Here is a 15,956-nt window from a genome sequence, read left to right as displayed (position 1 = left end):
GCCCATCGGCTCGCAGTCCCCCGTCAGACAGCACTCCGTCTAGCGTTCTCCAGTCGAAACGAAGGGGTTTTCCGGACGACCTCCGAGCCCCTGCTTCCCTACGCTCCACGCTCCACGTCGTTCTCCCTGCCGTTCGAGGGGGCGTTCCGTCGGCCGTCTCCACGAGCGACGACTCCAACCCGGCAGGACTTAACCGGTCGCCCGCGAATCGCTCGCTATGAGCGAGGCTACGAAAGTCGTGGTCGGTACCATCGGCATCGCCGCAGTCCTGTCGGTCGCACTCGTCGTCGTACTGGCGCTTTGAGCGATGTTCTCGAACCGTGACCTCCCCGCGGACCTCGACGCGGTTCGCGCGGCACACACACCGGGAGCAGTCGTACTGGACTGCGAGCGCGACTTCGAGACGCTCCCGCCCGACACCGCCGAGACGCTGGGGCTGTTCGTCGACCGACTGGAACCGGCGTCGTTCCCCGAGTCGTGGCTCCCCGACGACGCTCCCGAACTGCTCGCACGCTACGCGAGCGAGACGTTCACCGTCGGACTGCCGGGCGACGGCGGCGTGACGTGGACGGCCCAGACGACGCCACCGACGGTTCTGGTCAAGGCCCGAACCACGGGGTCGCCCGAGGAGTTCCTCGACTTCCTCGTCGCCGAGGCGCTCGTCGAGGCGGGACTCGGCGTTCCGGAGGGGTTTCTCGGGTTCTTCGGCGAGCAGTACGTCGAGTTGGCGGCCGCGACGACGCTGTCGCCGGCCGACACCTACCAGCTCGCCGTCGCACTCTACGACGCCTACCTCGGCCTCCACACGCGCGAGACGTTCGCGGGGTGGGCCGACGAGCACCCGCGACTCCACGAGGCGTGGCACGACGCGGGCGAGCGTCTCCAGCCACGCCTCGACGGCCTCGCCCGCGAGGTAGCGACCGACCGCACCGCGTTCCCGGCGGCCGCCGAACTCGCGTGTAGCGGCGTGAAACACGGCTGTGACCTGCCGACGCCGTTCGGCGCGCTCGACACCGCGGCGTACCGCGAGTCGGGCGCGGAGTACGCCGTCGTCTGGGCGCGCAAGACCTTCGAGAAACTCGCCGAGGAGTGAGCCGTCGGGGGTGGCCGTTCCCCGGCGATGCGCCAGCACGACACGACGGCGTCGGCTTCTTACGGTCCCCGCTCGTAGCGAGGGGTGATGTCGAACCTCGAACTCTACGAACTGGAGGGCTGTCCCTACTGCGCGAAGGTGAAGACGAAACTCGACGAACTCGACCTGGAGTACGAATCACACATGGTCCCGCGCTCGCACGACGAGCGCACCGAGGTCGAGGAGGTCAGCGGCCAGACGGGCGTCCCCGTCCTCGTCGACCCGGACCACGGCGTCGACGGGATGTCCGAGTCCGACGACATCGTCGAGTACCTCGAGACGACCTACGGCCAGGAAGCGAGCGCCTGACCGAGGCGACGACCGACGACCGACGACCGGTGGGCGCTTCCGTCCCCGCGCCACCGCCCCGCCGAACGCGCTCGTTTTTCGACCGCTCCCTCCGATAGCCGTGGTTCGACCGCTACTCGACCGCCGCCCGACCGCTGCGGACGCCGTCGTAGCTGAGTCGGACGAACCGTCGGAGGACGACGAGATCGTTACCACCGATGGGGACGAGCGGCCACGGGTCGCTCCGTCCACCGTCGGTGTGTCCTCCGTTGGCCGCTCCACCACCCGGTCGGCCGCCGTCCGCTCGAACACGGCCGTCACCGGTCGTGTCCGTCGTCGGCCAGTCGACGGTCAGCGCCGACCAGCGACCCCGGAGTCGTTCGCGGTCGGCCGCCGAGAGACCGCCCAGTGCGACGCCGCCGTCACCGACGACGGCGAACGGTCTGCCCTCGACCAGAAACGCCGGGTAGCCGTTCGTCGTTCCGGTCTCGACGCCGTCCCACGCACGGACGGTGTTGTAGACGGCGTCACGGAGCGGCCCGGTTCGTCGTTCGTGGGACTGCACGCCGTCCGGGGACTCTCTCGTCATGTGTTCGTGGTAGTAACTACCACGATATAGGTATGTAGCGACGAACGGGTCGCGGTCGGTCGTTAACCGGGCGATCGGCGGGGCTGGACGGGGTCGTCGCCGCGAGGGCGACTCCGTCCCTCGTCAGGCTTCGGACTCCGAGCGGTCCGTGCGGGTCCGGATGAGTTCGCGCAGGTCCTCGGTGTCCTCGATGTTCTCGATCTCGTCCTGTTCGATGAGGACCGTGCGGTCGACGCTGTCCCGGCGGGCCCGGTCGACGACGTAGATGGCGGAGGTGCGGGTCACCTCCCCGACAGAACTCATGATGCGTGCGCGTTTCTCGGCGGTCCGGTCGAACGTCGAGTGGCCGGTCAGCATCGTCCCCACTTCGTCGTCGTCGCTCCGTGACCGACGGTCGCCGCCGTTCGCGGCGGCCTCGCGGTCCTCGCTGATGGCCTTGAACGGCGAGCGGAGCGTCGGGTGGACGTCGAAGCCCACGCGCGTCAACACCGTCACCAGCGGTTCGTCGTTCGGGTCGGCCTCGGGGTCCTCGGGCATCGGGTCGGCGTCGCTCAGGTCCTCGTCGTCGAAGACGTCGACGGGGTTCGAGAGCGCGCCGCCGAACAGTTCTTCGAGGCGGGCGGCCACCTCGACGCTCGCGTTCATCCCGCTCTCGTACTTCGAGACGGTGCGTCGGGAGACGCCGAGTTCGCTGGCGAGTTGGCCGAGCGACCACTCGCGCTCTTTGCGCTTGTCGGCGAGCACGTCGCCGTCGATACTGACGTACAACCCACCGGGCGCGGCGTAGATGAGCGGCGGGACCCCCTCGATGAACAGGTCCATCGCCGTGTCGGGCGAGAGGACGGGGACGCCGTGGCGGAAGTAGACGACGCCCGGTTTGAGGTCCTCGTCACGCGTCCGGAGGCCGATGACCAGCGGTGTCGCGTCGAGATACGTCCCGAGACGACGCATCTCAGCGCCGGTCGCCGCGTCGAAGGAGTCGACGTTGCCGAGCACCTTCAGGAGGATGACGTCGTCCCGTCGGCGCGCGGCGACGTCGAAGCTCTTCGGACGGACGGCACACCGGTCGCTCACGAGGAAGCCCGCGTCGGCGAGCATCGCCGTCACGTTTCCGACCAGTGCAGTCCGTGACATAGCTGGTGGTAAGCGCCTGTCCACATATATATATTGTGTCAATACCGTCCCTCGCGTCCGGCGATTTCAGCGCCGCTCCGTGCCGGATTTAAGTGCCCGAGGACGGCCGGCTGGCGCTCGCTTCGGGTGGCGGTTCGGCCCGCGTTCGTCTCACCGTCCGACCCGCGGCCCGCGGCCCTCTCGCACGTGACGAAAGCGCTTACCCGCTCGGCCGCCGAGGAGTCGCGTGACCGTCATCGGCCTCGACGACACCGACTCGCGCGAGGAGGGGATGTGTACGACCTACGTCGCCCACCGTATCGCCGAGCGACTGCGCGAACGCGGCACCGTCGAGCGCCTCCTGCTCGTCCGACTCAACCCCGCCGTCGAACACAAGACCCGCGGGAACGCCGCGCTCGCGGTCCACACCGACGTGGCCCCCGACGAGGCGTTCGCCGTCGCCCGCGAGGAAGTCGACGGCGCGGCCGTCGCCACCGACCCGAACACGAACCCCGGACTGGTCGTCGCCGCGGGCGACCCCGACGCGACGGTCGGCCCACACGACGCCGTCGTTCGGTTCGCACGCGCCGCCGTCCGCGACCACCTCGCCATCGCCGACGCCGAGACGCTGCTCGACCACGCGGGGTTCCTCGCCGAGGGGTGGGGCGACGGCCGTGGACGCATCGGTGCGCTGGCCGCCGTCGGCGCGTGGGCGGCGGGTCTCGACGGCGACGACTCCACCGACACCGGGACCGACGACACGGTCTTCGGCGACTGGACGGCCGAACACGTCGCCTACCGCGAGCGCGAGCGGTGGGGGACGCCCCGCGACGTCGACACCGAGTCGGTGTTCGCCGCCGCCGAGGCGGCGTACCCGACCGTCTGGGACACCGTCGACCGGGGCGAACACGAACCGGTCTGTGTCCCGCACACGCCCGGTCCCGTCCTCTACGGGATTCGCGGCGACGACGCCGCGGCCACCCGTGACGTCGCGGCCGCCATCGAGAGCGAACCGGTCGCCACCAGCGAGACGTTCCTCACGAACCAGGGGACCGACGCCCACCTCCGCGAGGGCACCGTCGCGGACGCGCTGGCCGGCCGTGCATATCGCCTCGACGGTAACGTCGTCGACACGCCCGAGACGCGTCGCGGCGGCCACGTCTTCTTCACGTTCGCGGCGGCCGACGAGCGTCACACCGACGCCGACCCCGGCGACGACCGTACGACCCTCCGCTGTGCGGCCTTCGAACCGACCAAGCGGTTCCGCGACCGGGTGCGCGCCCTCCGTTCCGGTGACCGTCTCACCGTCTGTGGCGAGGTGAGCGACGGGACGGTCAAACTGGAGAAGTTCGCCGTCAGAGGGCTCAAAACGAGCGAACTGGTCGTCCCCGACTGTCCCGACTGCGCTCGACGGATGGAGAGCGCCGGGCGGAATCAGGGCTATCGCTGCCGGGACTGTTCGACCCGGACCGACGGGAAGGTCGAGCGCTCTCTCGACCGCGACCTCGAACCGGGGTGGTACGAGGTGCCGCCGTGTGCGCGTCGCCACGTCGCCAAACCGCTGGTCAGAGGTGGGTTCGACGCGCCGACCCACCCCGAACGGTAGTCGAGGTCCCGCCCCGCGGGTCGAGAGAGCGTCCCGACGACAGAACAGCGAAGTGTCTCCCGCTCCGTCGAACGGTATGGTCCGGACGACACGAACGGCCGCGCTCCTCGCTGCGCTGACCGTCCTCCTCGCGTGCTCGGGGTGTCTCGGTCTCGCCGAAGACGCCGCCAGCACGGAGACGACGGTTCCACCCGCCACACCGACGGAGGTTCCCACACCGACGCCCGACCCGACGGCCACCGCGACGAGCGACGGAACGACGACGGCCGAGGCGACCCCCGGCCAGAACACGACCACCGACCCGACCGACACACCCGTCGGTCCGAGTGCGACGTTCGTCGGGGACGGCGAGACGCTGGCGACGGTGACGCTCGAAGTCGCCGACAACGACAGCGAGCGCGCTCATGGCCTGATGCACCGCGAGTCGCTGGCGGCCGACCACGGGATGGTGTTCGTCTACCCCGACGCCGACCGGCGAACGTTCTGGATGAAGAACACGCTCGTCCCACTGGACATGATCTTCGTCGGTCCCGACGGCACCGTCCTCAACGTTCGTCACGCATCGGTTCCGCCGGAGGGTTCCTCCGACTACGGGTCGTACAGCAGCGACGGTGACGCGCAGTACGTCGTCGAGGTCAACCGTGGGTTCGCCAACGAGACGGGCATCGAACCGGGGACGCGGGTCGAGTTCTCCGGACTGAACACGACCGTCGACGACTGACGCCGTGACTCAGCAGTTCTGGACGACTTCGAAGTAGCCGGGTGCGGTCTCTTTCAGCGTCGACGAGTACGCCGGGAACCCCATGTAGTCGTCCGAGCCCTCGGCGTAGTACGCGCCCGTCATCGACTGGGAGGCCCGTCCGGCGGTCCCGTGGGCGTAGTTCGTCGCCGTCCCGCAGTACCCCGCCGTCGACTCGACGGTGACCGTCACGCTCGCGCTGTCGGTCGCTCCCGCGTCGTCGGTGACGGTGACGGTGGCAGTGTAGCTCCCCGCGCTCCCGTAGGCGTGACTCGCGGTCGCACCGCTCGCCGTCGCCCCGTCGCCGAACGACCAGTCGTAACTGGCGACGGTGCCGTCGGAATCGGTCGACCCGGTCGCGTCGAACGTCACCGACTCGTCGACGGCGGCCGTCGTGGGGTTCGCAGTCACGCTGGCGGCCGGGGCGTCGTTCGTCCCGTCGTCCCCATCGCCACCACCGCCGTCGCCGCCTCCATCGCCACCGTCGCTCGACTCGAAGAACTCCCACATGACGGCGCTCGCGTCGGGGGCGTCGGGGTCGGTGTACGCGCCGCCCGACGCGCCGCCGGCCCAGGCGTGGCCCATCCCGTCGACGATGTACTTGGCGACGACCACGGTCCCGCTCTCGTCTGCGTACTCGCTGACGGTGTAGCTGTGACCCGCCGACTGCTCGGTGCGGGTGGTCTCGGCGGTGTAGTCGGTACCATCGTCGTCCGTGTCGTCGGCCGCGAGGTCGATGGTCTGGGTCGCCTGTTCGGCCGCCTGGTGGCCGTTCCGGGTGACGACGGTGTAGTCGCTCGTCCCGTGGAAGACGACCGTCGGGACGACCCGTGCCCGACTCCCCATGTCTCGGTAGGCGAGCGTCCCCTTCTGCTGGGGGTCCGGTCCACCGGAGTTCATCGCCGTCGTCGCCTCGGTGAGGCTGTTCGCCGCATCGTACTCCAGTCCCGAGTGGACGCCGATCCCCGAGTAGAGGTCCGGGTAGGTGACACCCATGATGGGAGCCATCCCACCGCCCGCCGAGAACCCCGCGAGGTAGACCCGTTCGGGGTCGACCTCGAACCCGTCGACGACCTCTCGGGTCATCCCGGCGACGAGCGCGGGTTCGCCGCTCCCACGTTGCTGGTGGGCCGGTTCGAACCAGTTCCAGCACTCGTTGGCGTTCGCACTGCTGGTCTGGTCGGGGTAGACGACCAGGAACCCCTCCTGTTCGGCGAGTTCGTTCATCCGCGTCTCGCTGGCGAACCCGCCGGGCGTCTGGGTACAGCCGTGGAGCATCACGACCAGCGCCGTCGACGTGCTCCCGTCGTACCCGCTCGGGACGTACCGCTTGTAGCGGCGTCCGTCGTAGCGCTGGTCGGTGAACGACCCTGCGGCCGCCGTCGCCGTCGACGCTACTGCGCTCGTCGCGGCCGCCGCCCCGAGCGTCCGAAGCACGTTACGCCTGGTTACATCTGACATAACAGTTGGATTTAACGCACCCAGGGTACAGTTTCTCTAGGTTAACATGTTAACTGTAGGTCGGAATCAGAGAACGATTGTTCGGTAGCCGTCGAGCTACGCCGTCCGGTGTTCGACCGGACTACCCTTTCAGGCCGCTCCCCGTCAGCGGGACGACGACGTCCTCGTCGCCGCTCAGCACGCCACGCTCGCGGTACTCGCGGAGGCCGGCGGGTGCGACGGCGCACGTCGGTTCGGTGTAGAACCCACGCTCGTGGAGCGCGTCGAGTTCGCGCTCGGTGGCCGCGGCGTCGACGGCGATGCAGTCGCCACCGGTCGCCTCGATAGCCGCCCGAACCTGGTCGCCACGTGCGGGGTCACGAATCCGAATGCCGTCCGCGACGTCGTTCGTCGTGTCCTCCCCGCTCGTCACGTCGTCGCGTCCCGAACCCCCCCGTTTCGACTCGAACTCGCGGGCGATCGGGTCGTAGCCGACGGCCTGCACGCCGAGCAGTCGCGGTACCGAGTCGGTCCAGCCGGCCGCCCTGAGCGCCTCGAAGCCCCGGTACGCACCCAGAAAGAGCGTCCCGTGACCGAGCGGGAGGACGACGGCGTCGGGCACGTTCCAGTCGCGCTGGTGGGCGAGTTCGTAGGCGAACGTCGCCGTCCCCGCGAAGAACGCGGGGTTCCACGCGTGGCTGGCGTACCACCCGGCACCGGACTCGACGGCCTCGATACAGGCGTCGGTGACCGCCTGCCGGGTCCCCTCGACACGGACCACGTCGGCCCCGGCGCGTTCGATTGCTCGCACCTTCGACGCCGTCACCGAGGCGGGGACGTAGATTTCACAGTCGAGGCCCGCCCGCGCGGCGTAGGTGGCGATGGCCGCCCCCGCGTTCCCCGAGGAGTCCTCGACGACCCGCTCCGCGCCGACGTCGAGCGCCCGCGAGAGCGTCGTCGTCGCGCCGCGGTCCTTGAAACTCCCCGTCGGCAGGACGTACTCCAGTTTGACCGTCGCGTCCCAGTGGGGGGGCGTCGGTCAACGGGGTGTAGCCCTCGCCGAGCGTGACGCGACGCTCCACCGGGAGGAAGGAGGCGAACGCCCACAGGCCCTCGCGGGCGTCCGGGGTGTACGGTTCGGGTCGCGGCGGGTCGGCGACGTCGAGCGCGTGCCCACACACACAGCGCCAGCGGTCCTCGAACTCCTCGCCACAGGCCGGACAGCGAAGCATGAACGAGGCTCCGCGTGGCGGTGTGGTGAGAATTGCGGTTGCAGAACGCCGGCGGCGTTCGTCGCGGTCCGACGACGAACTCAGACCGTGTCGACGTCCGTTCCGACCGAACAGACGTACTCGCCGGTCGCAACCTGCGGCAGGCGACGGGTCCGCCAGAAGATACCGTCGGAGTCGGCCGTGACGGTCGATTTGACCGCGCCGAACGGGTCGGTGACGTCGAACAGCGGGTCACCCCGCGACACCTCGTCGGCGAGGTCCTTGCGGAACGAGACGAGGCCACCGGCGGGTGCGCCGTACTGCTCGAAGCCGCTGGCGCGGGTCTGCTCGCCGTGGCTCGTCTCGCCGTCGAGGAAGCCGTAGTGGACGAGGACGTTCTCGACGCCCTGCACGCCGATAGAGATGGACTCCTCGTCCCAGCCGACCGCCCCGCCGAGTTCGGGGTCGATGGTCGGGATGCCCTCGTCGGGGGCGGCGCGGGCGAGTTGGCCGTCGGGTCCCTTCTGGTCGAGGACGTAGCCCGCGTCGAACACCCGCGCGAGTTCGAGACAGTCGTCGTGCAGGCGGTGACGCGGGCCACAGCGGACGCGCGTCTCGTTGATCATCCGGGAGGTCGACCCCTGGTGGAGGTCGAGGACGACGTCCGCACGCTGGGCGGCCTCGAACGTCGCCGCGGCGATGCGCTCGGAGGAGGTGCCGTTCGGGTCGCCGGGGTACGCCCGGTTCATCTTCGTGTCGTCGATGGGGTTGCGGTGCTCGGCGACGTGGAACGCGTGGAGGTTGACGATACCGACGACGAGAATCTGGCCGGCGAGGTCCGCGGGGTCGAGTCGGGGAATCAGACGCTGGAGGACACCGACACCGTTGAGTTCGTCGCCGTCGCTGACGGCCTGGAGATAGAGCGTCTTGCCGTCGCGCGCGCCGTTGAGCACCGCGACCGGGAGGGCGACTTCGCTGCCGTCGCGGGCCTCCCCGACGGGCAGACGCCCGGTCGAGAACTCCCCGGGCGCGGCCGTCGCGGTACCGAGCGTGGTCATATACCACTAGGCGGAACGCACACGCTCTTATGCAGTTCGGTCTCGGAACTCCCGTACCGCGACCGAACGTCCGTTTCGGACCGCGAGGGTCGAACGTTCGGCCGCCGACCCCCCGTTCCGACACCGCCGTCACGAAGACGCTTTGAGCGCGCCGCTCCAACCGGTACGCGTGGCAGAGTCAGACGACCCGGCCCCCGGAACGCCCGGGGAGACGGTTCCGGAACGGCCCAGCGCGGCGACCCTCGTCACGACGCTCGACGTCCCACGGAACGCTCGCATCGGCGTCGGCGTCGGCGTCGTCTTCGCCGCACTCGTCTACGCCGTCCGCGTGTTCGAACTCCTCGGTCCCGCCCCGGACGCCGCCGGCCCGTGGTACTTCCTGTTGCTCGCGTTCGTCCTCGCGGTCGGTGTCGCCCTGCTGGTCACCGTCGGCCTGACCGTTCGCTCGGCGGTCAGGGAAGCGCGCGACCTCTGAGTCGGCCGACGCCTCGCTCCGGTCGTGTCGCTCGCTCCGAACCGCGCTACTCGCCGGCGAGTTCCGACAGTCGGGCCGCGCCGTCGGCCGTCCCCTTGGCGATGATAGTATCGCCGTCGTGGAGTTCCGTCGACGCCCGCGGCGAGACGACCCACTCGCCGCGTTCGCGGCCGAACCGTCCCTGCATCGTGGCACCCTCCTCTTCGCCCCGGCGGACGGCGATGACGCGCATCCCCGTCTCGGTGCCGACCATCTCGTCGCGTAGGGTCGCGCCGTCGAGGACGCTGCCCGGCGCGACGACGAGGCGGACGATCACCTCCTCGCTCGCGCGGACGGCCTCCTCGACGACCGGGTGGGTGCCCAGTCCTCGCAGGACCCCTTCGCTGATTTCGAGGGCGGCGTCGGAGATGACCTCCGTCGCCCGCGCGAGGTGGACGAGTCCGCGCAGCGAGACGGGGTCCTCGACGCGGGCGGCCGCCTGGAGCGTCCACGCCTCGAACCGCGACTGGAGGGCGTCGACCTCGGCTTCGAGTTCGAGTACCTCCTCGGCGACGTCGGTGGAGTCGAACAGCACCGCGCCGTACGCCAGGTCGACGGCGAGTTCGCTCATGTTCTTCATCAGCACGATGGAGTCCACCGCGCGTTCGAGGTCGTCGATGGCCGGTTCGGGGGCGTCGGCGGGGACGAACTCTCGGGCCGTCGCCTCGGTGTAGACCTCGCCGACGGCCTCCTCGGGACCACGGAGGAGTAACACGTCGCCCGCCTCCAGTCGCGTCTCCGACCCCGGCGCGACCAGCCACCCACCCTCGCGGCGGACGGCGATGACACGGACGCCGGTGGTGGTCTCCAGCGAGCGGTCGCCGAGTCGCTGGCCGGCCAGCGTCGACGACTCGTCGAGACGGGCACGGACGAGCGTCTCGACGGCTTCGGGCAGCGCCGCCCGCATCGCTTCGGGCAGGCCGATGTCCTCCATGACGACCTTGGCGATGTCGCCCGCCGCGTCCGATATCTTCTCGGCGGCCCCGACGACGCCGAGCACCGGTGCGAGCGCTTCGGCGTCTTCGGGGCTGCGAGCGGCCATCAGCAGGCTCATCCGGGCTTTCATCTGGAGGATGTCCATCCGGCCTTCGAGTTCCAGTACCTCCTCGGCGATGTCGTCGCTCCCCAGCAGGACGGCGGAGTACGACAGGTCGATGAGGAGTTCGGCGGTGTCTTTCATCTCCGCCAGCACCTCCTTGACCGACACCGGTTCGTACGCCACCTCGCTCATACTCCCGAGTCAATCGCCCGAAGCTAAAGGGTTGCCTCCGGTGTCGGCGCTCGGGGACGGCGCCGCCCTCGCACGCGACTCGCGATTTCCCCGTATAACAATCCTTTTAGACTCGCCTCGGGAAGCGTTGTCTATGGCTGACGAACTCAAGAAGGGGCTGGAAGGCGTTCTCGTCGCCGAGTCCGAACTCTCGTTCATCGACGGCGACGCCGGCGAACTCGTCTACCGCGGTTACTCCATCGAGGACCTCGCCCGCGACGCGAGCTTCGAGGAGGTCGTCTACCTGCTGTGGCACGGCGAACTGCCGACCGCCGACGAACTGGAACCGTTCGCCGACGCGATGGCCGAGGAGCGTGTCGTCGACGACGCCATCGTCGAGTTGACGCAGGAACTCGCCGCCGCCGACGAGGAGCCGATGGCCGCGATGCGGACCGTCGCCTCCCACCTCTCGGCGTACGACCCCGACGCCGACGCGGACCCGACGGACTACGAGGCCAACCTGCGGAAGGGCCGCCGCCTCACCGCGAAACTGCCGACCGCACTGGCGGCGTTCGCCCGCGCTCGCAACGGGACCGACCCCGTCGAACCACGGCAGGACCTGAGCCACGCCGGGAACTTCCTCTACATGCTCAACGACGAGGAACCCGACGACGTGCTCGCCGAGACGTTCGACATGGCGCTCGTGCTCCACGCCGACCACGGTCTGAACGCCTCGACGTTCTCCGCGATGGTCACCGCGAGCACGCTCGCGGACATGCACTCGGCCGTGACGAGCGCCGTCGGCACGCTCTCGGGGAGTCTCCACGGTGGCGCGAACGCCAACGTGATGCGGATGCTGGAAGAGGTCGACAGCTCCGACCGGGACGCCCTCGACTGGGTGACGACCGCCCTTGACGAGGGTCGCCGCGTCGCCGGGTTCGGCCACCGCGTCTACAACGTCAAGGACCCCCGTGCGAAGATTCTCGGCGAGCGCTCGGAGGAACTCGGCGAGGCAGCGGGCGACCGGAAGTGGTTCGAGATGAGTTCGACCATCGAGGAGTACATGGCCGAGGAGAAGGGCCTCGCGCCGAACGTCGACTTCTACTCCGCCTCGACGTACTACCAGATGGGTATCCCCATCGACGTCTACACTCCCATCTTCGCCATCAGCCGCGTCTCGGGGTGGGTCGCCCACGTCCTCGAACAGTACGACGACAACCGCCTCATCCGCCCGCGTGCCCGCTACGTCGGCGAGAAGGACGCCGAATTCACGCCGCTCGACGAGCGGTAACCTCGACCCTCCGTCTCGATTCCTCCTCGTCACCCGGTGAGTGCCGACGGTGCCCGCCTCCGCAGAACGGTTTTTGCCTCCGGCCGCCGCACGACGAACGATGCTCCCCGCGTCGCTCACGTTCGCGCTCCCCTCGACACCTCGGTCGGTCGCGCTCGGCGTGCTCGCCGGATTCGGCTACCTCGCCGTTCAGGTCGCCACGGCGGTGGTCGTTCACGACGAGTTCCCGGTCGACATCTCGTCCTCGTTCACCGGGGCCGTCGGCATCGTCGCGTACGTCTTCGGCGGCCTGTGGCTGGTCGGTGCAGTTCCGGCGACGCTGTTCGTCGCGTTCGGGACGGTACTCCCGCTCGGTCTGCTCGCTCTCGACTATCTCCTGTTCGTCGCGGACCCGACCGTCGGCGACCTGAAGGGACCGCCGCCGGCCGTCTTCTGGCCGGCCTACCTCCTGGCGTTCGGTGTCCTGGCTGTCGCCGAGTACGGGTCGCTGGTGCTTCTCGCCGATGCGCCGCCGGTCGTGCTCACGCTCCGGACTGCGGTGGTCGTCCTGGCGTTCGCGGCACTGGTCGGCGTCGGGTCGAACGCGGTGCTGCCGCTGTGGCGTGTCGTCCCGCAGTCGGTGTCGCTCCCCGTCAGCGTCGAGAACGACGACGACGTCGCCAGACGGGTCGACGTGACGGTGGTCGACGAGGCGACCGGTGAGCGTGTCTTCAGCGAGACGGTGACCGTCGACGCGGGCGAGACGGTCACGTTCGAGGACGCGGTCACGCACCTGCGGCGGTACCGCGTCGTGGGGACGCTTCCCGACGGGACGACGGACCGGTACGTCTTCGAGCCACGCCGTCGGGCCAGTGTCGTCGGCGTCGTCGTCTGGGTCGAGGGTGAACTCGGCCCGCTCGCGGTCCTCGGACGTGGGTCCGGTCCCTGACCGGGCGGCGGCGACCGTCGCGGGCCGCGAGGCCGGCCGAGTCACTTGATTATCCAACCACGCTACGGTCGTAACGGACGACGGACTCGGGCTAATACTAATAGCCACTCGACTTAGGCAGCGGAGACGCTCTCCTCTACTCATGATTCCCGTTCCCGAGGTGATAGAGGCAGTCATCCACGAGGTGACGGGTCCGCTCGGCCTCCTGGTCGCGGCGGTGTACTCGCTGTTGGTCGCGGTGATTCTCCCGTTCCCCGGTGAACTCGTCCTCGCCATCCCGCTCGACCTGGGGTTCGACCCGATGACGGAACTCGCCTTGCTCGTCGTCGCCAGCAGCATCGGGAAGGCCGGCGGCAGCCTGCTCGCCCTCCGAGTCGGCAACGGCGCACGCACGGGGGTGCTCGACCGACTGCTCGACGGACAGCCGAGGCTGCTCTCGTTCCGCGAGGGAGCCGTGACCGAGGTGGCGACACGCTACGGCTACCTCGGACTGGGGGTCGGGTTGGCCATCCCGTTCCTCCCGGATACGGCCATCATCTACGCGTTCAGCGTGCTGGAGATGAACTACGTGAAGTTCGCGCTCGCGGCGTTCGTCGGGACCATCGTCCGACTGCTGGCCGTCGCGGGCCTCGTCGGCGGCGCGATGGCGCTGGTCTGAGCCGTCGTCACCGTCCTCCTCTCGGCCGGGTTCAGTCGTCGTCGGCCGTCGAGCCACGGTCGGCGAGCATCCGGGTCGCGCGTCCGGCCCAGTCCCCACGGTGGAAACTCGACGCGACGACGAACGCCATCCAGACGTAGCTCAGCGCGAGACCGGCGTACGCGCCGAGGACGCCGTAGTCCCAGACGACGCCCGCGAGGTAGGTGAACCCGACCATGAACCCGAACATGCCCGTCGTGCGGGCGACCAGCGGGACGCGCGTCTCGCTGGCTCCCCGGAGCGCCCCCTGGAGGACGGTGAAGCTCACGAGGAACGGCGCGGTCAGGCCGTAGACTCGCGCGAAGTCGACGGCGTAGCGGGCCGTCGCGGGGTCGTCGGTGAACGTCCAGACGAGGCTCGGAGCGAACACCGCGAGCACGAGGCCGATGACACCGACCGTACAGACGCCCAGCGCCGTCGTCGCCCAGCCGAGGTAGCGGGCGTCGGCGGCGTCGTCACGGCCGAGCGCCTGCCCGACGACGACGCTGACGGCGACGTTGTAGCCACGCCCGAGCGGACTGGTGACCTGCTGGTAGACCCGGCGGCCGACCTGGAAGGCGGCGTTGACCTCCGTGCCGAACCCGAGCAGGATGGCGTTGAACGGGAACTCCGCGAGCGTCGAGAGCAGGCCCTCGGCGACGCTCGGCGCGCTCACCGTGACGAGTTGGCGGAAGACGACGGGGTCGGAGGGGAGCACGAGGTTGGCGTCGGACCACGAGGTCAGCAAGGCGAGACAGAGCGCGCTCGCGGTCAGGACGTTCGCGGCGGCGGTGGCCGCCCCGACGCCGACAATGCCGTACTGCTGGACGCCGACCAGGCCGAGGCCGAGTACCGCGCTCGCGGTGATGTTGAGGCCGTTGGCGACGACGTTGACGTACATCGGGGTGCGGGTGTCGCCGGTGCCCTGTAGCGAGCGAGCGGCGACCAGCGAGACGTGTCTCGCGGGCGCGGTGAGGAAGACGATGGCGAGGTACTGCCCGCCCTGTCGTGCGACGTCGGCCGGTGCGCCGACGAGCGCGATGGCCTGCTCCCCGAACAGCACGCCGAAGGCGGCGAACGGAACCCCGAGGAGTGCCCCGAGGACGACGGCCGTCGAGATGGCCTGGTCGCGGTTGGCCGCCGCCCGCGTCGTCGCGTCGGTGGTCGTCTCCTCGACGGTGCTCGTCGCCCGGTCGGGGTCGTCCCCTCCCGGCTCCGACCCATCGTCGCTCCCTGCGTCCCCGGCGTCTGCCGCGCCGGTGTCCTGGCTGGACAGCGCGATGGCCCCGCCGCCCATCCCGAGACCGACCCACAGCGGGAACCGGGCGTAGAGGTCCGCGAGGCCGATAGCGGCGACGGCGACCGGTGAGATGGCGGCGGTGACGACGATGTCGGTGGTGCGCATCAGTGTCCGGAACGTCTGCTCGGCCATCACGGGCCACGCGAGGCCGAACACGCGTCTCCAGACGCTCACCAGCCCACGCCAGCCCCGAGCCACGCTGCCTGTCGACACGTCACGCCTTTCTCGCCCGCCGCTCTTCACACCGGGGGTTGGCGTGTCGTGGTGTTCGATGCCGTCGGCGTCGTCCGATTGCGGCCGGCTAGCTCCGGCGTATCGCTTTTGTCGGCAGTCACCGTGGTCGCGCCATGGAGGTCTTCGTCTACGGGACGCTCACCGACCCGAATCGGGTCGCCGAGGTGGTCGACGCGTTCACGTTCGGCCCGGACGCCACGCTGGTCGGCTGTCACCGCGTCGACGGCGCGTACCCGACGCTCGCCCCCGGTGACGAGACGACCGGCCGCGTGCTCCGGACGCCGAACGTCGGCGCGCTCGACGCCTACGAGGGGGTCGACCGGGGGCTGTACGTCCGCACGTCGGTTCCCGGACCGACGGGACCGTGTGCGCTCTACGTCGGGGACCCGGAGCGCCTCGACGCGGAGGCGACGTGGCCCGGCGACGGCCCGTTCGACGAACGTGTCGACCGCTACCTCCGCGAACACGACGTCCGGGTCCGGACCGCCGCCGACCGACCGGCCGACACGGTTGAACACTAAAGGCTCCCGCTCCACGCCGGGAGACAGCGGCGCAGCACCACGATTTCACTTTCACTCTGCATGGCCGGCATTTATGATGTTCACCGTCCTTGAGAGAGACGTCACA

16 protein-coding genes and 1 pseudogene are annotated in these 15,956 nt (G+C 69.7%); 10 read left to right on the top strand and 7 right to left on the bottom strand.

Annotated elements, in window-relative coordinates; translation table 11 throughout:
• Positions 1 to 217: 217 nt before the first annotated feature.
• The 3 genes from GQS65_RS22295 (at position 218) to GQS65_RS10435 (ending at position 1,441) form a co-directional block, all read left to right on the top strand.
• The gene (locus tag GQS65_RS22295; RefSeq protein WP_449271792.1) at positions 218 to 304 is read left to right on the top strand and encodes a hypothetical protein; all 87 of its coding nucleotides are present in this window, start codon (positions 218 to 220) and stop codon (positions 302 to 304) included.
• Positions 305 to 307: 3 nt separating this feature from the next.
• A complete protein-coding gene (locus tag GQS65_RS10440; RefSeq protein WP_158204534.1) occupies positions 308 to 1,093 on the top strand; it encodes a DUF7089 family protein in 786 nt (261 codons plus the stop codon).
• Positions 1,094 to 1,180: 87 nt separating this feature from the next.
• Positions 1,181 to 1,441 carry a glutathione S-transferase N-terminal domain-containing protein gene (locus tag GQS65_RS10435; protein WP_158204533.1) on the top strand — a complete coding sequence of 87 codons (261 nt, stop codon included), beginning with the start codon at positions 1,181 to 1,183 and terminating at the stop codon, positions 1,439 to 1,441.
• Positions 1,442 to 1,553: 112 nt separating this feature from the next.
• On the opposite strand, the gene GQS65_RS10430 is transcribed toward GQS65_RS10435, so the two are convergent.
• Positions 1,554 to 2,009, bottom strand: coding sequence for a hypothetical protein (locus GQS65_RS10430; protein WP_158204532.1), 456 nt, complete (start codon positions 2,007 to 2,009; stop codon positions 1,554 to 1,556).
• Positions 2,010 to 2,132: 123 nt separating this feature from the next.
• Positions 2,133 to 3,143: a transcriptional regulator gene (locus GQS65_RS10425; RefSeq protein WP_158204531.1), complete on the bottom strand. Its 1,011-nt coding sequence runs from the start codon at positions 3,141 to 3,143 to the stop codon at positions 2,133 to 2,135.
• 226 nt (positions 3,144 to 3,369) lie between these two features.
• Here GQS65_RS10425 and GQS65_RS10420 point away from each other — a divergent pair, with 226 nt between their 5' ends.
• Together GQS65_RS10420 and GQS65_RS10415 are read left to right on the top strand one after the other, a co-directional pair.
• Positions 3,370 to 4,728 carry a TiaS agmantine-binding domain-containing protein gene (locus GQS65_RS10420; protein WP_368280046.1) on the top strand — a complete coding sequence of 453 codons (1,359 nt, stop codon included), beginning with the start codon at positions 3,370 to 3,372 and terminating at the stop codon, positions 4,726 to 4,728.
• 76 nt (positions 4,729 to 4,804) lie between these two features.
• Complete coding sequence (locus GQS65_RS10415; RefSeq protein WP_158204530.1) at positions 4,805 to 5,449, top strand: DUF192 domain-containing protein; 645 nt, start codon at positions 4,805 to 4,807, stop codon at positions 5,447 to 5,449.
• A gap of 9 nt (positions 5,450 to 5,458) precedes the next feature.
• On the opposite strand, the gene GQS65_RS10410 is transcribed toward GQS65_RS10415, so the two are convergent.
• The 3 genes and pseudogenes from GQS65_RS10410 to GQS65_RS10400 all read right to left on the bottom strand — a co-directional run bounded on the left by GQS65_RS10410 (position 5,459) and on the right by GQS65_RS10400 (position 9,176).
• Positions 5,459 to 6,904 (bottom strand): extracellular catalytic domain type 1 short-chain-length polyhydroxyalkanoate depolymerase, encoded by a 1,446-nt coding sequence (locus GQS65_RS10410; protein WP_368280045.1) that lies wholly within the window; start codon positions 6,902 to 6,904, stop codon positions 5,459 to 5,461.
• 145 nt (positions 6,905 to 7,049) lie between these two features.
• Positions 7,050 to 8,139: pseudogene (locus GQS65_RS10405) on the bottom strand (threonine synthase).
• An 80-nt stretch (positions 8,140 to 8,219) separates the two neighbouring features.
• Positions 8,220 to 9,176, bottom strand: coding sequence for a succinylglutamate desuccinylase/aspartoacylase family protein (locus GQS65_RS10400; protein WP_158204528.1), 957 nt, complete (start codon positions 9,174 to 9,176; stop codon positions 8,220 to 8,222).
• Between the two features lie 169 nt (positions 9,177 to 9,345).
• On the opposite strand from GQS65_RS10400, the gene GQS65_RS10395 reads away from it, so the two are divergent.
• The gene (locus GQS65_RS10395; protein WP_233265070.1) at positions 9,346 to 9,651 is read left to right on the top strand and encodes a DUF7536 family protein; all 306 of its coding nucleotides are present in this window, start codon (positions 9,346 to 9,348) and stop codon (positions 9,649 to 9,651) included.
• Positions 9,652 to 9,697: 46 nt separating this feature from the next.
• Here GQS65_RS10395 and GQS65_RS10390 read toward each other — a convergent pair whose 3' ends face one another.
• A complete protein-coding gene (locus GQS65_RS10390) occupies positions 9,698 to 10,921 on the bottom strand; it encodes a potassium channel family protein (protein WP_158204527.1) in 1,224 nt (407 codons plus the stop codon).
• Positions 10,922 to 11,054: 133 nt separating this feature from the next.
• Between GQS65_RS10390 and citZ the strand changes: the two genes are divergently transcribed.
• The 3 genes from citZ (at position 11,055) to GQS65_RS10375 (ending at position 13,777) form a co-directional block, all read left to right on the top strand.
• Positions 11,055 to 12,191, top strand: coding sequence for a citrate synthase (gene citZ / locus GQS65_RS10385; RefSeq protein WP_158204526.1), 1,137 nt, complete (start codon positions 11,055 to 11,057; stop codon positions 12,189 to 12,191).
• A 100-nt stretch (positions 12,192 to 12,291) separates the two neighbouring features.
• On the top strand, positions 12,292 to 13,119 hold the full coding sequence (locus GQS65_RS10380; RefSeq protein ID WP_158204525.1) for a hypothetical protein: 828 nt from the start codon (positions 12,292 to 12,294) through the stop codon (positions 13,117 to 13,119).
• 142 nt (positions 13,120 to 13,261) lie between these two features.
• Positions 13,262 to 13,777, top strand: coding sequence for a VTT domain-containing protein (locus tag GQS65_RS10375; protein WP_158204524.1), 516 nt, complete (start codon positions 13,262 to 13,264; stop codon positions 13,775 to 13,777).
• A gap of 31 nt (positions 13,778 to 13,808) precedes the next feature.
• Here the strand turns inward: GQS65_RS10375 and GQS65_RS10370 are convergent, their stop codons facing one another.
• Positions 13,809 to 15,227: an MATE family efflux transporter gene (locus GQS65_RS10370; protein ID WP_158204672.1), complete on the bottom strand. Its 1,419-nt coding sequence runs from the start codon at positions 15,225 to 15,227 to the stop codon at positions 13,809 to 13,811.
• 215 nt (positions 15,228 to 15,442) lie between these two features.
• On the opposite strand from GQS65_RS10370, the gene GQS65_RS10365 reads away from it, so the two are divergent.
• Positions 15,443 to 15,850: a gamma-glutamylcyclotransferase family protein gene (locus GQS65_RS10365; protein WP_158204523.1), complete on the top strand. Its 408-nt coding sequence runs from the start codon at positions 15,443 to 15,445 to the stop codon at positions 15,848 to 15,850.
• The last annotated feature ends 106 nt before the right edge of the window (positions 15,851 to 15,956 follow it).

The organism is Halomarina oriensis, from assembly GCF_009791395.1.
GTDB classification, from domain to species: Archaea; Halobacteriota; Halobacteria; order Halobacteriales; family Haloarculaceae; genus Halomarina; species Halomarina oriensis.
The sequence above is the reverse complement of the archived record's forward strand: the minus strand, read 5'-3'. Positions and strand labels throughout refer to the sequence as shown.

Bases quoted from the DNA above. Each gene is read 5' to 3' on its own strand.
- GQS65_RS22295 (WP_449271792.1), top strand. From the start codon at position 218: ATGAGCGAGGCTACGAAAGTCGTGGTCGGTACCATCGGCATCGCCGCA.
- GQS65_RS10440 (WP_158204534.1), top strand. From the start codon at position 308: ATGTTCTCGAACCGTGACCTCCCCGCGGACCTCGACGCGGTTCGCGCG.
- GQS65_RS10435 (WP_158204533.1), top strand. From the start codon at position 1,181: ATGTCGAACCTCGAACTCTACGAACTGGAGGGCTGTCCCTACTGCGCG.
- GQS65_RS10430 (WP_158204532.1), bottom strand. From the start codon at position 2,009: ATGACGAGAGAGTCCCCGGACGGCGTGCAGTCCCACGAACGACGAACC.
- GQS65_RS10425 (WP_158204531.1), bottom strand. From the start codon at position 3,143: ATGTCACGGACTGCACTGGTCGGAAACGTGACGGCGATGCTCGCCGAC.
- GQS65_RS10415 (WP_158204530.1), top strand. From the start codon at position 4,805: ATGGTCCGGACGACACGAACGGCCGCGCTCCTCGCTGCGCTGACCGTC.
- GQS65_RS10400 (WP_158204528.1), bottom strand. From the start codon at position 9,176: ATGACCACGCTCGGTACCGCGACGGCCGCGCCCGGGGAGTTCTCGACC.
- GQS65_RS10390 (WP_158204527.1), bottom strand. From the start codon at position 10,921: ATGAGCGAGGTGGCGTACGAACCGGTGTCGGTCAAGGAGGTGCTGGCG.
- citZ (WP_158204526.1), top strand. From the start codon at position 11,055: ATGGCTGACGAACTCAAGAAGGGGCTGGAAGGCGTTCTCGTCGCCGAG.
- GQS65_RS10380 (WP_158204525.1), top strand. From the start codon at position 12,292: ATGCTCCCCGCGTCGCTCACGTTCGCGCTCCCCTCGACACCTCGGTCG.
- GQS65_RS10375 (WP_158204524.1), top strand. From the start codon at position 13,262: ATGATTCCCGTTCCCGAGGTGATAGAGGCAGTCATCCACGAGGTGACG.
- GQS65_RS10370 (WP_158204672.1), bottom strand. From the start codon at position 15,227: ATGGCCGAGCAGACGTTCCGGACACTGATGCGCACCACCGACATCGTC.
- GQS65_RS10365 (WP_158204523.1), top strand. From the start codon at position 15,443: ATGGAGGTCTTCGTCTACGGGACGCTCACCGACCCGAATCGGGTCGCC.